This is a genomic window from Neisseria sp. CP9 (assembly GCF_047758525.1).
GTDB lineage: Bacteria > Pseudomonadota > Gammaproteobacteria > Burkholderiales > Neisseriaceae > Neisseria.
In genome coordinates this window covers 761,130-781,786 of record NZ_CP180502.1, presented here as the reverse complement: position 1 = coordinate 781,786, position 20,657 = coordinate 761,130, and the positions used below count along the sequence as shown (strand labels likewise).

At 48.3% G+C, this 20,657-nt stretch carries 21 protein-coding genes; 7 read left to right on the top strand and 14 right to left on the bottom strand.

Annotation, left to right across the window (positions count from 1 at the left end):
• The first annotated feature begins 8 nt into the window (after nucleotides 1-8).
• Both ACMYUL_RS03665 and ACMYUL_RS03660 read left to right on the top strand, forming a co-directional pair.
• Nucleotides 9-1,358 carry a cytochrome bc complex cytochrome b subunit gene (locus tag ACMYUL_RS03665; RefSeq protein WP_342031462.1) on the top strand — a complete coding sequence of 450 codons (1,350 nt, stop codon included), beginning with the start codon at nucleotides 9-11 and terminating at the stop codon, nucleotides 1,356-1,358.
• Between the two features lie 14 nt (nucleotides 1,359-1,372).
• A complete protein-coding gene (locus ACMYUL_RS03660; RefSeq protein WP_210399678.1) occupies nucleotides 1,373-2,158 on the top strand; it encodes a cytochrome c1 in 786 nt (261 codons plus the stop codon).
• A 692-nt stretch (nucleotides 2,159-2,850) separates the two neighbouring features.
• Here the strand turns inward: ACMYUL_RS03660 and ACMYUL_RS03655 are convergent.
• The 4 genes from ACMYUL_RS03655 to ACMYUL_RS03640 all read right to left on the bottom strand — a co-directional run bounded on the left by ACMYUL_RS03655 (nucleotide 2,851) and on the right by ACMYUL_RS03640 (nucleotide 5,967).
• Entirely contained in the window at nucleotides 2,851-3,288 is a 438-nt protein-coding gene (locus ACMYUL_RS03655; RefSeq protein ID WP_003759376.1) for an ExbD/TolR family protein, read from the bottom strand.
• Nucleotides 3,289-3,291: 3 nt separating this feature from the next.
• On the bottom strand, nucleotides 3,292-3,951 hold the full coding sequence (locus ACMYUL_RS03650; protein WP_003759374.1) for a MotA/TolQ/ExbB proton channel family protein: 660 nt from the start codon (nucleotides 3,949-3,951) through the stop codon (nucleotides 3,292-3,294).
• Between the two features lie 59 nt (nucleotides 3,952-4,010).
• Complete coding sequence (locus tag ACMYUL_RS03645; RefSeq protein ID WP_342031463.1) at nucleotides 4,011-4,982, bottom strand: energy transducer TonB; 972 nt, start codon at nucleotides 4,980-4,982, stop codon at nucleotides 4,011-4,013.
• A 520-nt stretch (nucleotides 4,983-5,502) separates the two neighbouring features.
• Entirely contained in the window at nucleotides 5,503-5,967 is a 465-nt protein-coding gene (locus ACMYUL_RS03640; RefSeq protein ID WP_003759367.1) for an Rrf2 family transcriptional regulator, read from the bottom strand.
• A gap of 171 nt (nucleotides 5,968-6,138) precedes the next feature.
• Here ACMYUL_RS03640 and ACMYUL_RS03635 point away from each other — a divergent pair, with 171 nt between their 5' ends.
• Complete coding sequence (locus ACMYUL_RS03635; protein WP_009310946.1) at nucleotides 6,139-6,519, top strand: hemerythrin domain-containing protein; 381 nt, start codon at nucleotides 6,139-6,141, stop codon at nucleotides 6,517-6,519.
• A gap of 111 nt (nucleotides 6,520-6,630) precedes the next feature.
• Nucleotides 6,631-7,788: an NnrS family protein gene (locus ACMYUL_RS03630; protein WP_342031464.1), complete on the top strand. Its 1,158-nt coding sequence runs from the start codon at nucleotides 6,631-6,633 to the stop codon at nucleotides 7,786-7,788.
• A gap of 130 nt (nucleotides 7,789-7,918) precedes the next feature.
• On the opposite strand, the gene ACMYUL_RS03625 is transcribed toward ACMYUL_RS03630, so the two are convergent.
• Genes ACMYUL_RS03625 through ACMYUL_RS03605 form a run of 5 tightly spaced genes read right to left on the bottom strand, consistent with a single transcriptional unit; the run spans nucleotide 7,919 to nucleotide 10,688 of the window.
• Nucleotides 7,919-8,677: a peptidyl-prolyl cis-trans isomerase gene (locus ACMYUL_RS03625; protein WP_415772108.1), complete on the bottom strand. Its 759-nt coding sequence runs from the start codon at nucleotides 8,675-8,677 to the stop codon at nucleotides 7,919-7,921.
• Between the two features lie 20 nt (nucleotides 8,678-8,697).
• On the bottom strand, nucleotides 8,698-9,561 hold the full coding sequence (locus ACMYUL_RS03620; RefSeq protein WP_415772106.1) for a peptidylprolyl isomerase: 864 nt from the start codon (nucleotides 9,559-9,561) through the stop codon (nucleotides 8,698-8,700).
• A gap of 34 nt (nucleotides 9,562-9,595) precedes the next feature.
• Nucleotides 9,596-9,865 (bottom strand): BolA family protein, encoded by a 270-nt coding sequence (locus ACMYUL_RS03615; protein WP_415772104.1) that lies wholly within the window; start codon nucleotides 9,863-9,865, stop codon nucleotides 9,596-9,598.
• The gene (locus ACMYUL_RS03610) at nucleotides 9,865-10,155 is read right to left on the bottom strand and encodes a YciI family protein (protein ID WP_415772103.1); all 291 of its coding nucleotides are present in this window, start codon (nucleotides 10,153-10,155) and stop codon (nucleotides 9,865-9,867) included. Before ACMYUL_RS03610 ends, ACMYUL_RS03615 begins: the two co-directional genes overlap by 1 nt.
• Nucleotides 10,155-10,688 carry a septation protein A gene (locus ACMYUL_RS03605; protein WP_342031468.1) on the bottom strand — a complete coding sequence of 178 codons (534 nt, stop codon included), beginning with the start codon at nucleotides 10,686-10,688 and terminating at the stop codon, nucleotides 10,155-10,157. The genes ACMYUL_RS03610 and ACMYUL_RS03605 overlap by 1 nt, the downstream gene beginning before the upstream one ends.
• Nucleotides 10,689-11,036: 348 nt before the next feature.
• Between ACMYUL_RS03605 and ACMYUL_RS03600 the strand changes: the two genes are divergently transcribed.
• From ACMYUL_RS03600 to porB, 3 genes are all read left to right on the top strand, one after another.
• Entirely contained in the window at nucleotides 11,037-13,595 is a 2,559-nt protein-coding gene (locus tag ACMYUL_RS03600) for a FimV/HubP family polar landmark protein (protein ID WP_415772100.1), read from the top strand.
• 83 nt (nucleotides 13,596-13,678) lie between these two features.
• The gene (gene truA, locus ACMYUL_RS03595) at nucleotides 13,679-14,497 is read left to right on the top strand and encodes a tRNA pseudouridine(38-40) synthase TruA (RefSeq protein WP_070602344.1); all 819 of its coding nucleotides are present in this window, start codon (nucleotides 13,679-13,681) and stop codon (nucleotides 14,495-14,497) included.
• 706 nt (nucleotides 14,498-15,203) lie between these two features.
• Complete coding sequence (gene porB / locus ACMYUL_RS03590) at nucleotides 15,204-16,277, top strand: trimeric porin PorB (protein ID WP_070602345.1); 1,074 nt, start codon at nucleotides 15,204-15,206, stop codon at nucleotides 16,275-16,277.
• A 490-nt stretch (nucleotides 16,278-16,767) separates the two neighbouring features.
• Here porB and ACMYUL_RS03585 read toward each other — a convergent pair whose 3' ends face one another.
• From ACMYUL_RS03585 to ACMYUL_RS03565, 5 genes are all read right to left on the bottom strand, one after another.
• Nucleotides 16,768-17,961: an LD-carboxypeptidase gene (locus tag ACMYUL_RS03585; RefSeq protein ID WP_342032299.1), complete on the bottom strand. Its 1,194-nt coding sequence runs from the start codon at nucleotides 17,959-17,961 to the stop codon at nucleotides 16,768-16,770.
• A 55-nt stretch (nucleotides 17,962-18,016) separates the two neighbouring features.
• Nucleotides 18,017-18,415 (bottom strand): HIT domain-containing protein, encoded by a 399-nt coding sequence (locus tag ACMYUL_RS03580; protein WP_342032300.1) that lies wholly within the window; start codon nucleotides 18,413-18,415, stop codon nucleotides 18,017-18,019.
• 476 nt (nucleotides 18,416-18,891) lie between these two features.
• On the bottom strand, nucleotides 18,892-19,329 hold the full coding sequence (gene rnhA / locus ACMYUL_RS03575; protein ID WP_009310956.1) for a ribonuclease HI: 438 nt from the start codon (nucleotides 19,327-19,329) through the stop codon (nucleotides 18,892-18,894).
• A 186-nt stretch (nucleotides 19,330-19,515) separates the two neighbouring features.
• The gene (locus ACMYUL_RS03570) at nucleotides 19,516-20,136 is read right to left on the bottom strand and encodes an NAD(P)H-binding protein (RefSeq protein WP_415772096.1); all 621 of its coding nucleotides are present in this window, start codon (nucleotides 20,134-20,136) and stop codon (nucleotides 19,516-19,518) included.
• A gap of 245 nt (nucleotides 20,137-20,381) precedes the next feature.
• A complete protein-coding gene (locus ACMYUL_RS03565) occupies nucleotides 20,382-20,624 on the bottom strand; it encodes a hypothetical protein (RefSeq protein ID WP_342032302.1) in 243 nt (80 codons plus the stop codon).
• Nucleotides 20,625-20,657 lie beyond the last annotated feature (33 nt).

Sequence of the window (20,657 nt, the reverse complement as noted above, 5' to 3'; positions counted from 1 at the left end):
CGATAATTATGGCAAACCAAACCAATAACAAAGCAAAAGCATTGTTAGACTGGACGGACGCTCGTTTCCCTCTGTCTAAAATGTGGAATGAGCATTTGGCTCAATACTACGCGCCGAAGAACTTCAACTTCTGGTACTACTTCGGTTCTTTGGCTCTGCTCGTCCTCGTAATTCAAATCGTCAGCGGTATCTTCCTGACCATGAACTACAAACCGGACGGCAACCTGAATGCCTATCACCTGCCTGCTGCCTTTACCGCAGTAGAGTACATCATGCGCGACGTGTCCGGCGGCTGGATTATCCGCTACATGCACTCTACCGGCGCATCTTTCTTCTTCATCGTCGTATACCTGCATATGTTCCGCGGCTTGATTTACGGTTCGTACAAAAAACCGCGCGAATTGGTGTGGATTTTCGGTTCCCTGATTTTCCTAGCATTGATGGCCGAAGCCTTTATGGGCTACCTGCTGCCTTGGGGTCAAATGTCCTTCTGGGGCGCGCAGGTGATTATTAACCTGTTCTCCGCCATCCCTGTTATCGGTCCTGATTTATCCACTTGGATTCGCGGCGACTTCAACGTTTCCGACGTTACCCTGAACCGCTTCTTCGCACTGCACGTTATTGCCGTACCGCTGGTGTTGCTCGGTTTAGTCGTGGCACACATCATCGCCTTGCACGAAGTGGGTTCGAACAACCCTGACGGCGTGGAAATCAAGAAACTCAAAGATGAAAACGGCGTTCCGCTCGACGGCATTCCTTTCCATCCGTACTACACCGTCAAAGACATCTTGGGCGTTGTCGTATTCCTGATTGTTTTCTGCTCCGTATTGTTCTTCGCACCCGAAGGCGGCGGCTACTTCCTTGAAGCCCCGAACTTTGACGCGGCAAACGCGCTGAAAACACCGCCGCACATTGCACCAGTATGGTACTTTACCCCGTTCTACGCTATTTTGCGTGCGATTCCTTCATTCCTCGGTACTCAGGTTTGGGGGGTAATCGGTATGGGGGCAGCAGTTGTCCTGATTGCCCTGTTGCCTTGGTTGGATAAAGGTGAAGTGAAATCCGTCCGCTATCGCGGCCCAATCTTCAAAACTGCGTTGGTTCTGTTCATCATTGCCTTTATCGGTTTGGGTATTTTGGGTGCGATGGTAGCAACCGAGACCCGTACTTTGGTTGCGCGTATCCTGTCCTTCGTCTATTTTGCATTCTTCCTGGGTATGCCGTTCTATACCAAACTGGATACAAACAAACCGGTTCCGGAACGCGTAACCATGAGCACCACTAAACAAAAAATCATGTTCTTTGTTTATGTCGGTATTACCGCAGTGGGTGCTTACCTGTTTGCAACCAATATCTGATGAGGGCAGCGAAAATGAAACATACCCTGAAAAACTGGTTTGCTGCCTTGTTATTGGCAGTGCCTATGAGTGCCGCCGTCGCCAGCGGTGGCGGACACTATGAAAAAGTCGAGATTGACCTGCGCGACCAAGTCAGCTTGCAGCGCGGTGCTCAAATTTTTACCAACTACTGCTTATCCTGCCACTCGGCAAGCGGTATGCGCTTCAACCGTCTGAAAGACATCGGTTTGACTGACGAAGAAATCAAGAAAAACCTGATGTTTACGACAGACAACGTCGGTGATGTCATGTTGGCGGCGATGAATCCTAAAGATGCTGCCAAATGGTTTGGTGCGGCTCCTCCGGACCTGACACTGATTGCCCGTTCTAAAGGCGCGGATTATCTGTATGCCTATATGCGCGGCTTCTATAAAGACCCGACCCGTCCTAGCGGCTGGAACAACGTCGTATTCGACAAAGTCGGCATGCCTCACCCCTTGTGGGAGCAACAAGGCGTTCAAGCAGTTGAGCTGGATGCCAAAGGTCAGCCGGTCATGGTGAAAGACGAACATGGCGAATTGAAACCCAAGCTCTATTGGGAATCTACCGGCGCGCACAGCCGTCGTTTGCCAAACGGCAAAGTCGTCCAAACAGAGTACGATGCTTATGTACGCGATTTGGTGAACTATTTGGTTTACATGGGTGAACCGGCGCAACTCCAGCGCAAACGTACAGGCTATATCGTGTTGATGTTCTTGTTTGCAGTAATGCTGCCTCTGGCATACTTCCTGAAAAAAGAATATTGGAAAGACGTTCATTAAGTCTTGTAATAAAAAGGGCAAACCTAATCGGGTTTGCCTTTTTTATAGTGGATTAACTTTAAACCAGTACGGCGTTGCCTCGCGTTAGCTCAAAGAGAACGATTCTCTAAGGTGCTGAAGCACCAAGTGAATCGGTTCCGTACTATCTGTACTGTCTGCGGCTTCGTCCCCTTGTCCTGATTTAAAGTTAATCCACTATGTTACACATCTGGTTTCAGACGACCTTTTTTGAAATGGAAAGTGTTTTGTAGAGAGTGTGTTCTGTGCTCGTTTGATTGAAGATAAAGATGGTTTCATCGCTTTATTGGGTGGATGCTAATCCGGCATGGTGGTTTTGTTATTAAGGGAAATCGGGGAATAGGGGTGTTAAAAACAACCTTCCCGAATCCTTATATTGTAGCGGCTAAGGGTATTTATACAGAAAAGAGTGAAGGTTTCAGACGACCCCTTATCCTTGAGCGAATGGAGAGTCTCCGGCTTTGTGTCTAACTATTCTCCAATCAGGAAGGTTAGGGCAGATTTGAGTGTCTAGGAAGTCGAATTTATAAAAAATGCGGTTCATCTGCACTATGAAGAAAAGAGGAATTACTGAAAATGAGTGTATTGGATGTATTTAGGCTGTGTCTGATTTGTATGTAAAAGGTCGTCTGAAAAGTAGGAATGCTTTTCAGACGACCTTTTTACTGCCGGTATTATTGTGCTTTAGTTTCGGTCACAAAGCCGATTTTGGTAATACCTGCTTCGCGGGCAGCTTCGAGGGCTTTGTTGACATATTCGTATTCAACGGCCTTGTCTGCTGAAATGGCAACGATGGTATTGGCGTTTTTCTGCTTTTCAGTTTTCAGTCGGGAAGTAACCGTATTAATATCCGCTTTGGTTGCAGAATCACCATCGATGTAATAGTTGCCATTAACATCTATGGTCAGGCGTAGAGGGTCTTTAGGCTGCTTTTCCTTCTGCTTCGCTGCATTTTCTGAAGCGGACGGCAGTTCCAAAGGAATCGAGTGGGTCAGTACGGGCATGGTGATCATGAAAACGATCAACAGTACCAGCATCACGTCGACCAAAGGCGTGACGTTGATGTCTGACATCGGTGCATCATCGCCGGAATTCATAGAGCCGAATGCCATAATTTAGTCCTTTTGATTCAACAGGCGGACGTGTAAATCGTGTGCGAAAGCGTCCATATCTTGAGAGAGGGTTTTCTTGCCGCGGTTGAGGAAGTTATACGCCAAGACAGCAGGGATGGCGACAAACAAACCGATGGCGGTTGATACCAAGGCTTCACCAATCGGGCCGGCTACTGCGGCAATACTCATTTGACCGCTTTGACCGATATTGATCAAGGCGTGGTAAATCCCCCAGACCGTACCGAACAAGCCGATAAACGGGGCAGTTGAACCGATGGATGCCAAAGCAGTCATGCCGTAATCAAACTGGCGCATGTTTTGTTCCATGCTGTTTCGGATTTGAATGACGAGGTATTCGTTCAAAGGCAGCTCGGTAGTCAGTGTTTTCGCGTTGCTTTGACGATAGCTTTGGTAGGCACGCAGGGATTCGTCCGCTACGCGGCTCATGGGCGCATCAATATCTTTCACTTTTTGCACGGCTTCGGTAAGCGTAAAGGCATTAAGCATTTGCGTTTTAACGAGTGCGTTGGCGGTTTTGGCTTTTTTCAGTTTGATGGAGCGCAGGATAATCAGACACCAGGTCACGATACTCATTACTAACATCAACACGAATACACTGATCAGAACAAAATCGCCTGATTCGAATATTGTTTTTAAATCCATAATTTTTCCAAATTTTCCAAGTAAATTAAAACTTTTGTCGATAAAGGTGTTGCGCTCGATTACTCAAGAGTAAAAGAGACCGGGACTCGGAATTCAGTCCAGACAGAGGCATTGCAAGCACCATTTTTAACTGCTTTACGGGCAGCTTGGTCAAGAGCATTGGAGCCACTGCGTTTTAAAATTTTAACTTCAGCAACTTTTCCTCCTGGGCCAACCAAGACACTCAGCATAACTGTACCTGTATCTCCGTTTTCTGCCGCTATAGGCGGATATGGCGGTTTAGGAATATGGCAAGTGCCGCCTTTAACGGGATTGGCTCTACTACTACCCGGTCCGGCTCCAGGGCCATTTCCACCGCCGGAACCTCCTCCACTGCCACTACCTGAACCATGTTCGCCTTTGTTGCCACCACTGCCGGGGCCGCTGCCTTCACCTTGTCCGTTACCAGGACCTTTGTTGCCTCCGCCGTTTCCTTTGCTGTCGCCATGAGGAGCTTTACCTTGTCCGTTGCCTTTACCGTTTTCCGCAGTATTCGGACCAGTTTTGCTGCTGGTATAGTCTGAGGCTTTAGGTGCAGGTTTAGGTTCTGCTTTGGGTTGGGGTTTAGGCTCTGGGCGTGGCTCTGGTTTGGGCTCTGGCTTAGGTTCCGGTTTGGGTTCGGGTTTAGGCTCAGGTTTTGGTTTCTCAACCGGCTTGGGCTTCTCTTTCGGTTGCTGAATATCGGCATCCGCTTTTTTTGTTATTACCGGCTTGAACTGTGGTTTGGGTTGTTCGACCGGTTTGGGTTTCGGTTGAGGCTTGGGCTTTTGCGGTTCGGGCGTTTTTTCCGGAGCGGCAGGCGCACCTTCGCCTTCGGGGGTGCCGTCTCCACCTCCGTCGCCACCACCCAAATCCGCCAAATCGACAAACTCAATATTTGCCATTTCCGGTATAAGCGGTTTGTATGTTTCCCACAAAAGCGCAATCAAACCCGCGTGAAGCAATGATACGGTAATGACGGCTACTGGGATTAAAATTCGGTCTTTATTCATAATCGACGCATGATAATAGCAACAATTTTTGTTTGCAACCTATTTTTACATCTGTTTTTTGAGTTAATATTTATTCTGAAATAATCTAAAATATTAATATGTACAATGCAATGTTTTGATATTGCTATTCATTATCACAATAAAACAAAAGAAAAAGAGGAAGCGACGCCTCAGTCAACTGCATTAGTAGTCGTTCATCTGGAAAAGTTCACAAATTTACAATAAAAGTGGTTTGGATAAAACGATGGCGATGGCGTGCCTTAGAGGAGAAAAAGCTGCAAAAATATTATTTTATTGATTGGTTTGTGTTCTTAGATTGATTCCCGCTATTGCAGGTCGGTAGTTGGTGTGGCTTGAATAGCGGGATGAACCCGTACACTTTCCCAAAAAGGTCGTCTGAAAATAGAAAATTTGATGCTTGTGAAATGTTGTGGTTGTAAGAATGATCAGATGTTTCCTATTTTGGGATTGTGCGGGTTTTCAGTTAAGTCTCTTAAAACATATCGGCAGGGTAGGTAGCTTATGCTGATTTATCGTCTGTTTTTTCGACAACGATTTCGATTTTGGGTTCATATAGTAAATCGTAGGTCGGTTTATTGAGTAGATCCTGCAAAGTAAACCCGTCCAAATGCGCAAAGAAAGCCTTAATCGCTCCGCCCAAAATGCCGGTCAGGCGGCAAGACGGCGTAATCAGGCATTCGTTGTTCTCTCCCATGCATTCGACAACCTGCATGGGTTCAAGATGGCGAACGACCGCTCCGACATTGATTTTATCAGGTGTGTCGGCAAGACGCAGTCCGCCCCCTTTCCCTCTTATGCTGGTCAGGAATCCGCCTTTGACAAGCGCGGTAACGACTTTCATCAAATGACTTTTGGAAATGTTATAGGCTTCGGCAATGGTTCCGATATTGACTAACGAATCGTCGTTTATGGCCGCATAAATCAATACCCGCAGACCATAATCCGTATGTTGCGTCAGATACATGGTTTTCTCTGTTCAGAATATATTATTTTTTTAGGGCGGCGGCAGTGTTTCCAGTGGGAAATTGTCGCCGTTATGTGTTTGACTTTATATATGATTAAGTTTCATAATATCTGAAACATTTAAATTAATCCAGTGTAGTTTGATAATTTATTATCATTATAATCAAATATTATGAAGCCGTTAAAACGCCACCCAGCACTTATCGAACTTTCCCGCGAACACCATCACGCTCTTTCACTCTGCGTCCGCCTCCTGCGTGCGCCCGCTGAAAGCCATCAAACAGAGCTTGAAGCCCATTTCCTTGAATTGGAACCGCATTTTGTCGAAGAAGAAACCATGTTCGCCCCGCATTGGCAGAATATTCCCGTTGCGATGCGCGAACGTTTCGAAGCCGAACACGCCAAACTGCGCAGTATGATGGCAAATCCTGAATATCTTAACGAAGCATGGAATAAGGACTTTGCCGTTACCCTACGCGACCATGCCCGTTTTGAAGAACGCGAACTGTTTCCCGTAGTCGAGCCGTTTTTACCGGAACCCGAAGGAATCTGATAAAAAAGGTCGTCTGAAAAGTCCAAAAGCACGATTTTAGTGTTTTCAGACGACCCTCCTGTCTATTCAAACCTAAAACAAACCATTCAAAAAACAAACCAAGGAACTACCATGACCGCCTTTTTCAAACACCCTGTTTGGGCAATGGCATTCCGCCCGTTTTACTCGCTGGCGGCACTATACGGCGCACTCTCCATCCTGCTTTGGGGCTTCGGCTATACGGGTACGCCCGAGTTGTCCAATTTTTATTGGCACGCCCATGAGATGATCTGGGGCTATGCCGGACTCGTCGTCATTGCCTTTCTGTTGACTGCCGTTGCCACTTGGACGGGGCAGCCGCCCACGCGCGGCGGCGTTTTGGCAGGATTGACCGCTTTTTGGTTGGCGGCAAGGATTGCCGTTTTCATTCCGGGCTGGGGTGCAACCGCCAGCGGCATACTCGGTACGCTGTTTTTTTGGTACGGCGCAGTTTGCATGGCATTGCCTGTCATCCGTTCCAAAAACAAACGCAATTACGTCGCCGTATTCGCCATCGTCGTCCTGGGTTGCACGCATGCCGCATTCCACTTCCAACTGCATGCCGGAAACGCATCTGCACTGCTCAGCGGGCTGCAGTCCGGTCTGATTATGGTCTCAGGCTTTATTGGCCTTATCGGTATGCGGATTATTTCCTTCTTTACCTCCAAACGCCTGAATGTTCCGCAAATCCCCAGCCCTATGTGGGTCGCTCACGCATCCCTCTGGTTGCCCATGCTGACTGCCATGCTGATGGCGCACCATGCCCTGCCTTGGCTTTCATCTGCTTTTGCCTTTGCAGCGGGCGTGATTTTTACCGTACAGGTTTACCGCTGGTGGTATAAAGCCGTTCTGAAAGAACCGATGCTGTGGATTTTGTTCGCAGGCTATTTGTTCACAGGTTTGGGATTGATTGCCATCGGTGCTTCCTACTTCCACAGCTCTTTCCTTAATCTTGGCGTACATCTCATCGGCGTCGGCGGTATCGGCGTCCTGACATTAGGCATGATGGCGCGCACTGCGCTCGGACATACCGGCAACTCCATCTATCCGCCGCCTAAATCCGTACCCGTCGCCTTTTGGCTGATGATAGCCGCCACTGTCATCCGCGTCATTGCAACCTTCGTCAGCGGCACCGGTTATACCCACAGCATCCGCACTTCCGCAGTCTTGTTTGCCCTGTCCTTGCTGCTTTACGCATGGAAATACATCCCTTGGCTCATCCGTCCGCGTGCGGATGGCAAACCGGGTTAATTAAACCAAGATAGTAAACGAAAGGTCGTCTGAAACTTGTTTTAAGGTTTCAGACGACCTTTTTATATGGGAATCCGCTTTAAACCGGTACGGTGTGGTTTTACCGAAGTCCGTATCGTTTCAGTGCGTGTTATTGCTCGATACCGTTTTCACGCAATAGCTGGTGAATTTGCTGTTGGGCTTTATCTTCTTTCAGCAGCTGGGTGAGTTGATCGCGAATCAGATCAAATGGCGGTGCTTGAGGATCTTTTTGTACTTCGCTGATTTTAAACAGGAAGAACTTGTTTTCAATTTCAACAGGATTGCGAGTTACCTCTCCCCGATTCATTGGACCCAAGATGCCTGCAAGCGGTTGGCGCAGCTGCCTTGCCATGACGAAATCTTCAAATGCAGGTTGCTGATTCGGATATCGTTTCGTCAATTCTTCAAATGATAAGCCTTTCAAGAGCAATTCTTGTGCTGCTCGTGCTTCTTCGGGCGTGTCGAAGCTAACCTGCTGAATCTTGATCATACGGGTTTGCTGATCGTAAAACTTCAATAATTCAGCATTGCTGATTTCGGCAGTGCGCTTCAGATAGTCGGCATATTGCGCCGCGTAAAATTCCGCTTCCATAGTGAGGAATTGGTTACGGACCTCGGGGTCTTTATCCAATCCGGCTTTGAGTGCGGCATTTTTGAGAATTTCTATGCTTTGCAAGTGTTTGACGACTTCTTGGCGGACCACTTTGCCATCAGGCTGCTGTTTTGAGTCAGGATGCTGTTCGGCTTGCTTGAGAATGCGGGCAACTTCGCCGTCTATACGCGCTGGGTCAATATCAGGCACTTTGGCGACGGCGAATCCGGCAACAGCCGTCGCCATGATGACTGCGGCGGCAGTTTGGTGTTTCATTATAAAAACTCCGTGAACAGTTATTTAATTGTGGCTTTTTGCAACAGAGATTGTAGTGCTTCATCGACGCGGGAGGCTTGCAGGTCTTGGGCTATACTGCTTTTGGATTCGTCATAAGACGGAAGCTTTACATCCCGACGGTCGTTGACATAGAAGACGGCATATACGTCGCTGTCTTGCAGAGGCGTTGTAGTGTGCGCGCCTTTTTTCAAATCTTTAACTGCGGCATAGAGCGGGGGAACAGCCTCCTGCAAATCTTTTAAGGGAACATAACCTTGCTGGATGCCGCCCGCTTGTTTGGCGCGTTCATCTATTGAATATTGCTTCAGGACGGAGGCAAAGCTTTTCTTGGCATTTAAATCAGAAATGGCTTTTTGGGCATCCGCTTGGGTGCGGGTAATAATTTCGCCCAGTTGTACTTCTTGAGTGCCTTTGTAGAAGTTGCTGAAATTATCGTAAGCGGTTTTGACGTCTTTTTCTTGGACAGGATTTTGACGGAGGACGTGAATCGCATAAGCTTGTCCAAGTAAATCGCTTTCAAATGCCGCCCATTCGGTTTTGAAATGTGCTTTTTTATCGGCACCTTGTTTTTTGGCATCCGTACGGGCATGTTCCAAAGCTTGTTTGAATTCGGCGCTTTGGTCGAGTTTCAGGCGTTTGGCTTCTTGTGATACGACGGTATTGATGACTTGGCGCTCGGTCAGCTCCCTGCGTAGTTCGGGAGAATCGGGAATTTTATTGTTTGTGGCACGCAGCGCGGCAACTTGGGCATCAATGACGCTGCTGTCGATGGCTTGACCGTTAACAGTAACCAAAGTTTGGGCAGAAAGGCTGCCGGAAACCAAGGCAGTCATCAGCATAGAGATGAGATGTTTTTTCTTCATAATTTTCTCTTTTTATGTCCAGTATGTCTGTAATTTAGTGGAAGTATTCGTCCGGAGTGGCCGCTTTGATGCTCAATGCGTGAATCAGCCCTTCGGAAAACAGATCGTGCAGTAAGGTTTTAATGGTGCGTTGGCGGTTGAGACGGCTGATGCCGTCGAAAGCTTCGCTGACGACCACGACGGTATAATGCCCACCTCCTTTGTTCCCTGCGTGACCCGCATGCAGGTGGCTGTCGTCCTGAAAGTCAAAGAAGACAGGATTCAGTGTTTTCAGACGACCTTCGATGGCCTCGCGCATATCCATTATTTGAATACGGCTTTGAACGGTTTAATCAATACTTCTTCATAGACGCCCGAATCTACGTAAGGGTCTTGTTCGGCCCATTCTTGAGCAGCATCCAAAGATTCAAATTGAGCCACAATCAAGCTGCCGGACACGCGCTCCGGATTGTCGGGAAGAGGGTTGGGGCCGGCGGTCAGAAGACGTCCTTCTGCCTTCAAAGCTTCCAAGCGTTGCAGATGAGCAGGGCGTGCCGCCATGCGCGCTTCGTGAACATCGTCGGCATCAGTAGCCAGTAGCATGTAATATTCCATTAACTATCCTTCTTGGGTAAATACCGGCTCAAATAGGAAAATTGAGCGATAAAGAAAACAAACAAAAAGCCGGTAGAGCCAAACATTTTGTAATTTACCCATTGTTCTTTGAAGTGGGTAAACACAAACCAGTTGGCAATACCTAAAAATATCATGAATGCGACCCAGGCATAAGTCAGTTTGCTCCAAACATGTTCAGGCAGCTCCAACTCTTTACCCATAGTCGCTTTTAGTCCGTTTTTTCCACTTAAATGGCTGATCAGTAAAACCAATGCGCCAATCCAGAACAAAACGGTCGGTTTCCACATGATAAAACGGTCATCACGGAGTAGAATGGTTGCGCCGCCGAATACGACAATCAGGATCAGGCCGACCCATTGCATCGTATCGAGTTTTTTGTATTTCCAGTAAGTAAAACCAGCCTGCAAAATGCCGAATACGACGGCAACTGCAGTGGCAGTAATCATGTTTTTCGTTATCGTGTAAGTCAGGAAAAACAAAATGACTGCTAATAAATCGCTTAAAACTTTCATAATCAAACAAACAAAAAAGATGAAACCAATCGGTCAAACGCTAATCATACAGGCAGCCTTACCTTTTTGCACCACCTTGAACTGAAATTGCCGATGCAGGCGGGCGATAATCTAAAAAAGGGGTTTAAAAAATGCTGTTGGGATGATAAACTATGTTATCAGTAAGATTTGTAAAAAAGAAACACAGAAATTACAAACCTGTTAATTTCTCGTTTGTTTCATCACTTAATTCATCGGATTACTTGGCAGACTGCGACTTTAGAAGATATCATAACGTAATATATCGTAATATACGGTTAAGCATGTAGCAGTTCTAGCAGGGTTGTCATTTTACACAGGGGACAAGTTTTGAAAAACCATCATAAAATCAAATTAATCGCGGCATCTGTGGCCTTGGTAGTGTCGTTTGGTGCGAGTGCCGGGCTTGGCGGGTTGAACGTCCAATCCCACCTGGGCGAGCCGTTTTCAGGCAGTATCACCGTAACCGGTGACGAGGCTCAAGCGCTGTTGAAAGGCGGAAAAGCAACTGTTTCCAATAGCAATTTGCGTACCAGTGTTCATAAGTCAGGCGACAAAGCAGTCGTGACCATCCGCTCAAACAAAGCGATTAAAGATCCTGTGTTGATTTTCCAAGTCGGCGCAGGTTCGCAATCACGCGAATACACAGCCATCATTGATCCTGCGGGCTATTCCGGCAAAACGGATGGTTCAAGCCGCGCACGCAGTGAATCTGCATCTAATTCCAATTCTTCGGCTGACAACAATTCATACCATTCTCAATTTGATCGCCAAGCCGCGCGCGACCGCATCAATCGTGCGATACAAAACGGAAATCAAAGCGAAGCCGGTCGCAAGGAGGATACAAAAAAAGATAAAAACAATACCAATAAAGCAGCGCAGGCTCAGCCATCAAGACAACAGCAACAACCTGCTGTCCGTGCTAATGGCACTGAGATTCGTTATGGCAAGCAGCATCTGGTTCGTCAGGGTGAGACTCTGACTGAAATTGCCACCAAAATCCGCCCGCAAGGTATGACTGTCGAACAAACCATACAGGCATTGGTTAAGGCGAACCCCGGTGTTTTCATCGGTAAAGATGCAGACCGTATGCTTGCAGGTAAAGTCTTGTACATCCCGATGCATAGCGATATGAAATCGACGGCGTCCAAACCTGCCCAAGTCAAACCTCCGGTTCAGGAAAGCAATAAGCCTCAAACTCAAGGCTCGTCTGAAAAAGCGGGTAACACAACAGTTCCTACAGCAGCACCTAAAGAGACCCCGGTAGAAAACACCAAAGTAGAAAATAAAAAAGAGGATAAAAAAGCTGAGCTGACACAAGAAGCCAAGCCCGAAAACAAACCCGCGGTAACGGCGGCGAGCGCTCCGGAACAAAATAAAGCTGAAACAGGCGCAGCATCTGCAGAGCAAGTGAAAGTTCTGCCTGAACCAGATGCATCGTCTGCAGCAGTAAACGCGGAACCTCAAGAAATTTCTCAGGCACAAGCTGACGTAGAAGCGCGTATTGCCTCGGCAGTTGCCACAGAAAAACAACAACAAGAGGAAGCAGTTTCAGAAGACAGCGGTTTATGGCGCTGGTTGTTGATTGGTGGCGCAGCTTTTGCAGGTTTGTTCCTGCTGTTGTTCTTGTTGGGCAAACGTAAGAAATCCGCTGTCGCGCCTACGTCTGTTGTTAGTGCAATAAATGAGGATGAACAGGATGAAGACGATCTCGATATCAGTATCGAAGACGATGTATTTCCTGCCGCTGCTGCACCACAACTGCAGCCACAACCACAAGCAGTAGTTCCGAAAACTGTCGTAGAAGCTCCTAAACCTGAAGAAGACGGTTTGGAAATTGAAGATGATTTCGATGATGAAGTATTCTTTAATGAGCCGACTCCGGTTGCCGAACCTGCACAAGAAAACGTCGATCTGGATCTGAACGAACTGGACAATACTCAAGCCAGCATCGTGTCTAGCGCCGTAACCATCGACGAAGAAACCGAAAAACGCCGTGATATCGATTGGGATACTGTCGAATCTACCGAAAGTGTATATGAGCCTGAGCCGGAAAATCCATATCAACATGTTGCTGTTGTAATGGAAGACAGAGCTGCTGAAGTAGAAGCAGTAGAAAAAGAGGTTGCTCATGAGGAAGAGGCCCCATACGTTTCCTCTTTTGTAGCACCATCTGTTTCAGACGACCTGTCAGAAGCTCAACCACAAGCACCGGAAGAAGAGCCAATTCCTTTCGAAGTAGAGGTGGAAGAGCCTAAATCAGAAACAATTGATGCAGAAGCAGAAGAAGTAGAAGCCAAATCTGAAGAATCGGAAGAGGGTTGGGATTTCTTCGCGGAAGAGCCAAAAGCGGCTAAAGCTATTGAGCCTTTCCCTGAATTAGGCGCACAAGAAGAAACGTCGTCTGAAGTTGAAGTCGCAGACATACAAGAAGAAGTGTTGGCTGAAGTTGAAACAGCAGACAAACAGGCAGATAGCTCTGAGGAAGCGCTGGACTTCGTTATTGAAAAAACAGAGCAGCCACAGCCTGAAGCCGATGTTCAGCCGTTTGAGATTAAACAAGACGAACCTTTATCATTCCAAGATGGTGAAGATTTCAGTATTGAAAACACTCAAGAAGCCAGCGCTGACGAAACTATCGAATGGGAAAATCTGGGTGTTGAAGATACTGCCGACAACAGTAATGAACATTCCGGTTTTGACTCAGGCTTCATCTCCGAGTCCGTCGGTATGACAGCTCCGCTGGAAGCTAAATATGACCTAGCTAAAATGTATGTTGAAATCGGCGATCCCGATGCTGCCCGCGAGACATTGACTGAATTGCTGGAAGACGCAAGCGGTGAGATCCGTAATAAAGCCCAAGCATTGATGAACGAATTGAATGCCTAATATTGGCAAGTAAATCGAAATTGAACAATGCTAAAATAAAAGATGCCGTGAAAACGGCATCTTTTATTATTTTCAGACGACATATGACTGCATACACCGAATCATTATCCATAAAAACCATACAAAGATGGGCATTAACCCTGTCTTATGACGGCAGCCAATTTTACGGTTGGCAAAAACAAGCCGACGGTTTACCCACTGTTCAGACGACCTTGGAATGCGCACTCAGTCAGATTGCGGGTGAAACCATCCGTACTATTGTTGCCGGACGAACCGACACAGGCGTACACGCGACTGCACAAGTCGTCCATTTTGATACCGCAGTGGTCCGTCCCGAGCAGGCGTGGGTGCGGGGCGTCAATGCTTATCTTCCTGAAGGTGTGGCTGTATTGTTCGCGCAGCAGGTTGCCCCACATTTTCACGCCCGCTTTGACGCATACGGTAGAAGATATCGTTACCTTTTGGAATCATCTCCCGTCCGCTCCCCGATATTGCAAGGCAGAGTAGGGTGGACGCACCTCAAACTCGATCCTGAAAAAATGCAACAGGCAGCTCTATTATTAGAAGGCGAACATGATTTCTCCAGCTTTCGTGCTGCCGAATGCCAAGCAAAATCGCCCATTAAAACCTTATACAGCGCAAAAATCAGCGGTACGCCGCAATTCCTCAAATTAGACCTGCACGGCAATGCCTTTCTACATCATATGGTGCGTAATATCATGGGTGCATTGGTTTATGTTGGTAGCGGCAGGCTTAGCGTTTCCGGATTTCAGGACTTAATCGAAGAGCGCAGTCGATTAAAAGCCCCCCCGACTTTTATGCCTGATGGGCTGTATCTGACCGGAGTGGATTATCCGTCCGAGTTCGGTATCATTCGTCCCGAAATGCCAATATGGCTGTGAGGTCGTTTGAAATCTAAGTGCGTGCTTATGGAGAATCTTTCTTTGCCAAAGTCTGTTGCGGGTAATGCCCGCACTGCATCAATAAGGTCACAGTCTGCCCGAATAGATATTTCTATCAACCTTTCCAGAAATTTGGTTTGCGGGAATTGTATGTGCCAATGGCAAAAGGTCGTCTGAAATCAATACAAAGATTTTCAGACGACCTTTTCTTTTGAGGAAACTACGGGACAGGTCATGTCGGTGTTACACCGACGAAACCGCAAATTCAAAGGGCAGGATTTATGTTTCTACATTGAGGGAGGGAATATACCTAATGTTCATGACCGGCTAATCCCACATAAATTGCATGCTATAAGAAAGTACACACCTGCACCCGTTTATTCATTCATCCGGCTGATTTAGCTAAAAAACAACAGCCAATCGCCTAAAACGACCGTTTAGGAAATTGTGTTGTAAAAATGCAAACAACGGGTAAGTTGATATTACATTATGATTTATAAGGAAAATATTGCGAATGCCTTGTTGTGATGCGGGTGCTGTGAGGTCAGGTGGTCAGTAGGGGTAGTGAATAAAGTTTGTTTTTTTAGAGAGGAACAATTATAGTGAGAGTCATGGAATCGCTGATTCCAGCGATAATGTAAAGCCTAAGCGGATTCTATCCGAGTCTGCTTAAGTTATTTCTTCACGATAGAAAAGGAATACAGCAATGAAAAAATCTCTGATTGCTCTGACTTTGGCAGCTTTGCCTGTTGCAGCTATGGCTGACGTGACTCTGTACGGTCAAGTTAAAGCCGGTGTTGAAGTTTCTCGTACTAAAGAAACTGTTAATCACGTAAGCACCAAAAACAAAACTGCAACTGAAATTGCTGACTTTGGTTCCCGTATCGGTTTCAAAGGTCACGAACACTTGAGCAACAACCTGAATGCTATCTGGCAAGTAGAGCAAAATACTTCTGTTGCCGGTACTGACAAAGGTTGGGGTACTCGTGAATCCTTCATCGGTTTGGAAGGTGGCTTCGGTAAAGTTCGCGCTGGTAAATTGAACACTGCTCTGAAAGACAACAGCGACAGCGTAGATCCTTGGGAATCTAGCGACGCGAATGCATCAGTTTTGCAATTCGGTAAACTGAAACGTGTTGACGAGCGTAAAGTATCTGTACGTTACGACTCTCCAGTATTTGCTGGTTTCAGCGCAAGCGCTCAATACCAACCACGCGACAATGCTAACCCTGAGGACAAACATGTTCATGACGTGAAAACCCGTCACTCTTTCGACCTGGGTCTGAACTATGAAAACTCCGGTTTCTTTGGTCGCTACGCTGGTACTTTCGCAAAACGTAAATCTTTGGATACAGAACATCTGGAACTGTTCAACAGCAACACCACTTTGGGTTCTGGCGTTTACAAAGACTACCAAGTACACCGTCTGGTAGGTGGTTACGATGCTAACAACGTACTGGTTTCTGTTGCCGGTCAATACGAAGGCTTTAAAGCTGACGTAGCTGACGCTAAGAAAAACGAACGTACTGAAGTTGCTGTAACTGGCGGCTACCGTATGGGTAACGTAATGCCTCGTCTGTCTTACGCTCACGGCTTCAAAGCTAAAGAAAACGGCGTGAAACAAGGTAACAGCCAATACAACCAAGTGATTGTTGGTGCTGACTACGACTTCTCTAAACGTACTTCTGCTCTTGTTTCTGCCGGCTGGTTGAAAGAAGGCAAAGGTGGCGACAAAACTCAATCTACCGCTGGTCTGGTTGGTCTGCGTCACAAATTCTAATCTAGTACGATTAGTTTAAATAAAGAGCCTGCTTTATGCAGGCTCTTTTGTTTTTTGAATGATGTGTGTTTGGTTGGATGTGTATCGGTTTTGTATTATCTGTACGGTCTGTGGCTTCGCAGCCTTGTCTTGATTTGAATTTACCCCGCTATTGCTTGCATAGACTATAACGATGGAAGATTGCCGTAGATTGTATAGTGGATTAACTTTAAACCAGTACGGCGTTGCCTCGCCTTAGCTCAAAGAGAACGATTCTCTAAGGTGCTGAAGCACCAAGTGAATCGGTTCCGTACTATCTGTACTGTCTGCGGCTTCGTCGCCTTGTCCTGATTTAAAGTTAATCCACTATATTATCTGTAACAGCGTAAGATTGCAGCAGATTGTGGTGTGTCACTCATTCAATTCTGGCTTGAAGTTTATTGGATAGAAAAAGGTCGTCTGAAAACCGGGTTCGGATTTTCAGACGACCTTTTTTGAATCGAAAGTTTGTTTATTCGATGACTTCTTCGGTTGTCGTGCTGCGGTAGGTAGAGCCGTTGAACGTCGGCATAGGCGGGGGCAGCAGGTTGTTGAGGGTTAGGGCGGCAGGGTTCAGGGTAGGGTAGCCGCTGAAGGTTACGGTGTAGCCGCCGTTGGCTGTACTGTGGATTTTGGCATGTGCACCCAAGGGGAAGGTGCTCTTATTGGTAATGTGTCCGAAGGGGAAGCCTGTCAGGACGGGGACTTTGGCGGTGCGTGAGACGTGGTTGACGACGGCGGAGAAGTCGTAGCTTGAGTCGTACACGTCGCGGATGGTGCCCATGCGGAAGTCGCCGAAGATGATGGCGCGTTGTTTTTGCAGGATGCCTGCAAGATAAAGCGTGTTCAACATGCGTTCGATGCGGTAGGGTTGTTCGCTGACGTCTTCGACGAACAGGATGCCGCCTTGGATGTCGGGCATATAGGGCGAGCCTGCGAGGGAGGCTAGGACGCTGAGGTTGCCGCCCCATAAGGTACCTTCGACGTTGACGTTGGCGCGTTGGATGGCGGGAACGTCGATGACGTTGACGTTGTTGGTGGTGCCGCGGATGAACGAATCCATGGTGTAGACGCTGGGTTCGGGTTTGCCGAATTCGCTGTAAACCATAGGTCCGGCGAAACTTGCCATATTGCCTTTGGCGAGCAGGGCGAGTTGGACGGCGCAAACGTCGCTGAAGCCGAAGAATAAAGTGCCGCGTTCGCGCATTCTGGCGCCGAGTGAGGCGAAGTCGATTTGGGGCAGGATGCGTGCCGCGCCGTAGCCGCCGCGCAAGCCCATGAGGACTTTGGGGGTTTCAACGCGGCCGGTGGCGACCTCTTGGAAGTCGGCGGCACGTTGGGCGTCGGAGCCGGCGAAGCGTTGATAGCGTCGGCTGCCTGCTTGTTGGTTGGTCACGGTAAAACCTGCGTTATAGAGGCGGGTCAAGCCCGCGTTGACGCGGTTGGGGTCTTCGGCAAAGCCGGAAGGGGCGACGACGCGGAGGAGGTTGTCGCCGGAGCGTGGGGGATGGCTGGTTTTGGGCTGCACGGGTTGGGCTTTCGCTGTGTTGCCGGTTTGAGTAGATGGGGTAACGGTAGTGCCGGTGCCGCAGGCTTGCAGCAGTCCGGCTCCGGCTGCGGCGGAGCAGGCGCGGAGGAAATGGCGGCGGGAGGTTTTCCAGGTCATATGGTTTCCTTTGGTTGGGTTTCAGACGACCTTTTCGGCAGGGGTCGTCTGAACATTACGCCAGCAGGGCTTTGACTTGTTCCGTCCAGTTGTCCGGCAGGGTCATGCCGTGTTCGCGGACGGGGGCTGCCCAAATCGGGGCGGGAAAGTTGGCATCGTTTTCAAAGCGGGCGATGACGTGCCAATGCAGATGGGGGACGACGTTGCCCAGGCTGGCAAGGTTGATTTTGGCGGGACGGAATACTTGGCGCATGGCGGCTTCGACTTTATACACCATTTCCATGATTTCGGCACGTTCGGCGGCTGAAAGGTCGGTCATCTCGGCGATGTGGTCGTTCCAGATGACGCGGCAGAATGCCGGGGCTGCGGCTTCGTTGTGGACGGCGATGACGCGCAGGTTTGGGGTTCGTAGCAAAATATCTTCGTTGTCGGCAGTGCAGATGGGGCAGGTCATGGGGGTTTCTTTCTGAGTCTAAATAGGAATCGGATGATTTCAATCAGGATTTTTAGAACGAGATAAATGGCAGTCAGCGGTATGAATGCGTAAAACCACCATTCAGGTAGGGTTCACCAAAATATAGTGGATTAAATTTAAATCAGGACAAGGCGACGAAGCCGCAGACAGTACAGATAGTACGGAACCGATTCACTTGGTGCTTCAGCACCTTAGAGAATCGTTCTCTTTGAGCTAAGGCGAGGCAACGCCGTACTGGTTTAAAGTTAATCCACTATAAATAGGAGGGCGTGATTAAGTCGGCACACTCTTCGGCACTCTTAACGTGATCACACAAGCCAAAGCGAAAAAAATCATTGACATCATGAAAGGGCGAATAGGCGAACATCAGTGCTATTGGCGTCACACAAATCGATGCAATGATGGCAATCCAAAAGCATGGTTTGAGATGTTTGAGTATCGTCATGGGTTAAGTGTTATAAAAATTTTGCTGCGCCTCGGTTGGCGAGCTCGTCGGCTTTTTCGTTTTCAGGGTGTCCGGCATGGCCTTTTACCCAAGTCCAGCGGACTTCGTGTTGTTGAACCAGGCTGTCGAGTTCTTTCCATAAATCATCGTTTTTCACCGGTTTTTTGGCGGCGGTTTTCCAGCCGTTTTTTTTCCAGCCGTGAATCCAGCTTTCCATGCCGTTTTTAACGTATTGCGAGTCGGTGCAGATGATGACTTGGCAGCGGCGTTTTAGGGATTTCAGCCCTTCGATGACGGCGGTCAGCTCCATGCGATTGTTGGTGGTTTCCGCTTCGCCGCCGAACAGTTCTTTTTCATGTGCGCCGTAACGCATGAACACGCCCCAGCCGCCGGCGCCGGGATTGCCTTTGCATGCGCCGTCGGTGTAGAGATAGACGGGTTTGTCCATAAAATACCTTTGTGTGAAGAGCCATTATCATAACACAAGGCAGGAGGTCGTCTGAAAGCGGGGTTTGGGAATGGTTGGTTAAGCGGATGAATGGATGCCGCGCTGATTGGCGTTACGCTTGTCGGCAATAGAAAACAGGTCGTCTGAAACGGTTTCAAGACGACCTGTTTGATTAAGTGTGCGGTGTTAACTGCCTGCGCCGACGGTGTAAACCTTGCCGATGCTTTCGGGGTATTGCAGGACAGCGGCGACGGCGGCGGCGAGTCCGTTTCGGCTCATGTAGTTTTTAGGGATGCCGTCGGGGTGGTCGGTCAGGATGTGGCGGCTGTCTTCGCTGTTGTCCAAGCCGCAGGGGCGGAGGATGGTCCAGTTCAGGCTGCTTTGTTTGAGGTAGATTTCGGCTTCGGTTTTGGCACGGACGGCTTCGCCGAGGGCTTGTTTGAAGGGTTCGCTCATCATGTCCCATTGTTCGCCGCAGCCCATGCTGGTAATCAGGATGAAACGGGCTTGCGGGTTGGCGGCCTGGGCGGCGGCGATGATGTTGATGTTGCCCAGTGCGTCGCTGCGTATGCCTTGTTCGTTTTTGCCGCCGACGAAACTGATGACGCTGTCGGGGCGGTATTGTGCGAACACTTTGTCGAGCGCATCGGCATCGAGCGCGTCGGCCACGGTCGTCTGAATGTGGTGTTCGCTGAAGAACGAGTCTTCAGGCGGCTTTCTTAATACGGCGACGGTGTCGGCGGAGTGGGTGAGCGTGCGGAGGAATGCGCGGCCGGCCGGGCCGTTGGCGCCGAAGATGAGTTGCATGGGGACTCCTTTGTGTGTCGGATGGTAAGGGGTTCAATAATTTGTCCACTTTGTTGTGGAAGAGTTGTGTGGGGTAAGGATTTTTGATTTTTCAGACGACCTTATTTGCATTTGAATGTTGTGTGGTCGTGGGCATGGCCCACGCTACTTCTTTTTGGTTTTCTTTTGCGGCAGAGTGGAGGTCGTCTGAAAACGGGTAAAGCAAGTTTTATAACAACTGCCGTAACGTGGGTTTTGCCCTCTCCTTAACCCTCTCCCACGGGGAGAGGGGATGGGTTGGCAGGGAGAATCCAAGCGACAGAGAATGCCAAAAATGGGTGGATTTCAGTTGTGGTGCGTGCTTTGTCCGCGACTTTAACCCAAAGGTCGTCTGAAATCTGTATTTGGGTTTCAACAAAACTCGCTGCATTCGTTTTAACTTCATTGATGTTTGCACTTTCAGACGACCTTGTTGTGTTTGAAGCCATGTGGTCGTGGGCAAAGCTCACGCTACTTCTTTTTGGTTTTCTTTCGTGACAGAG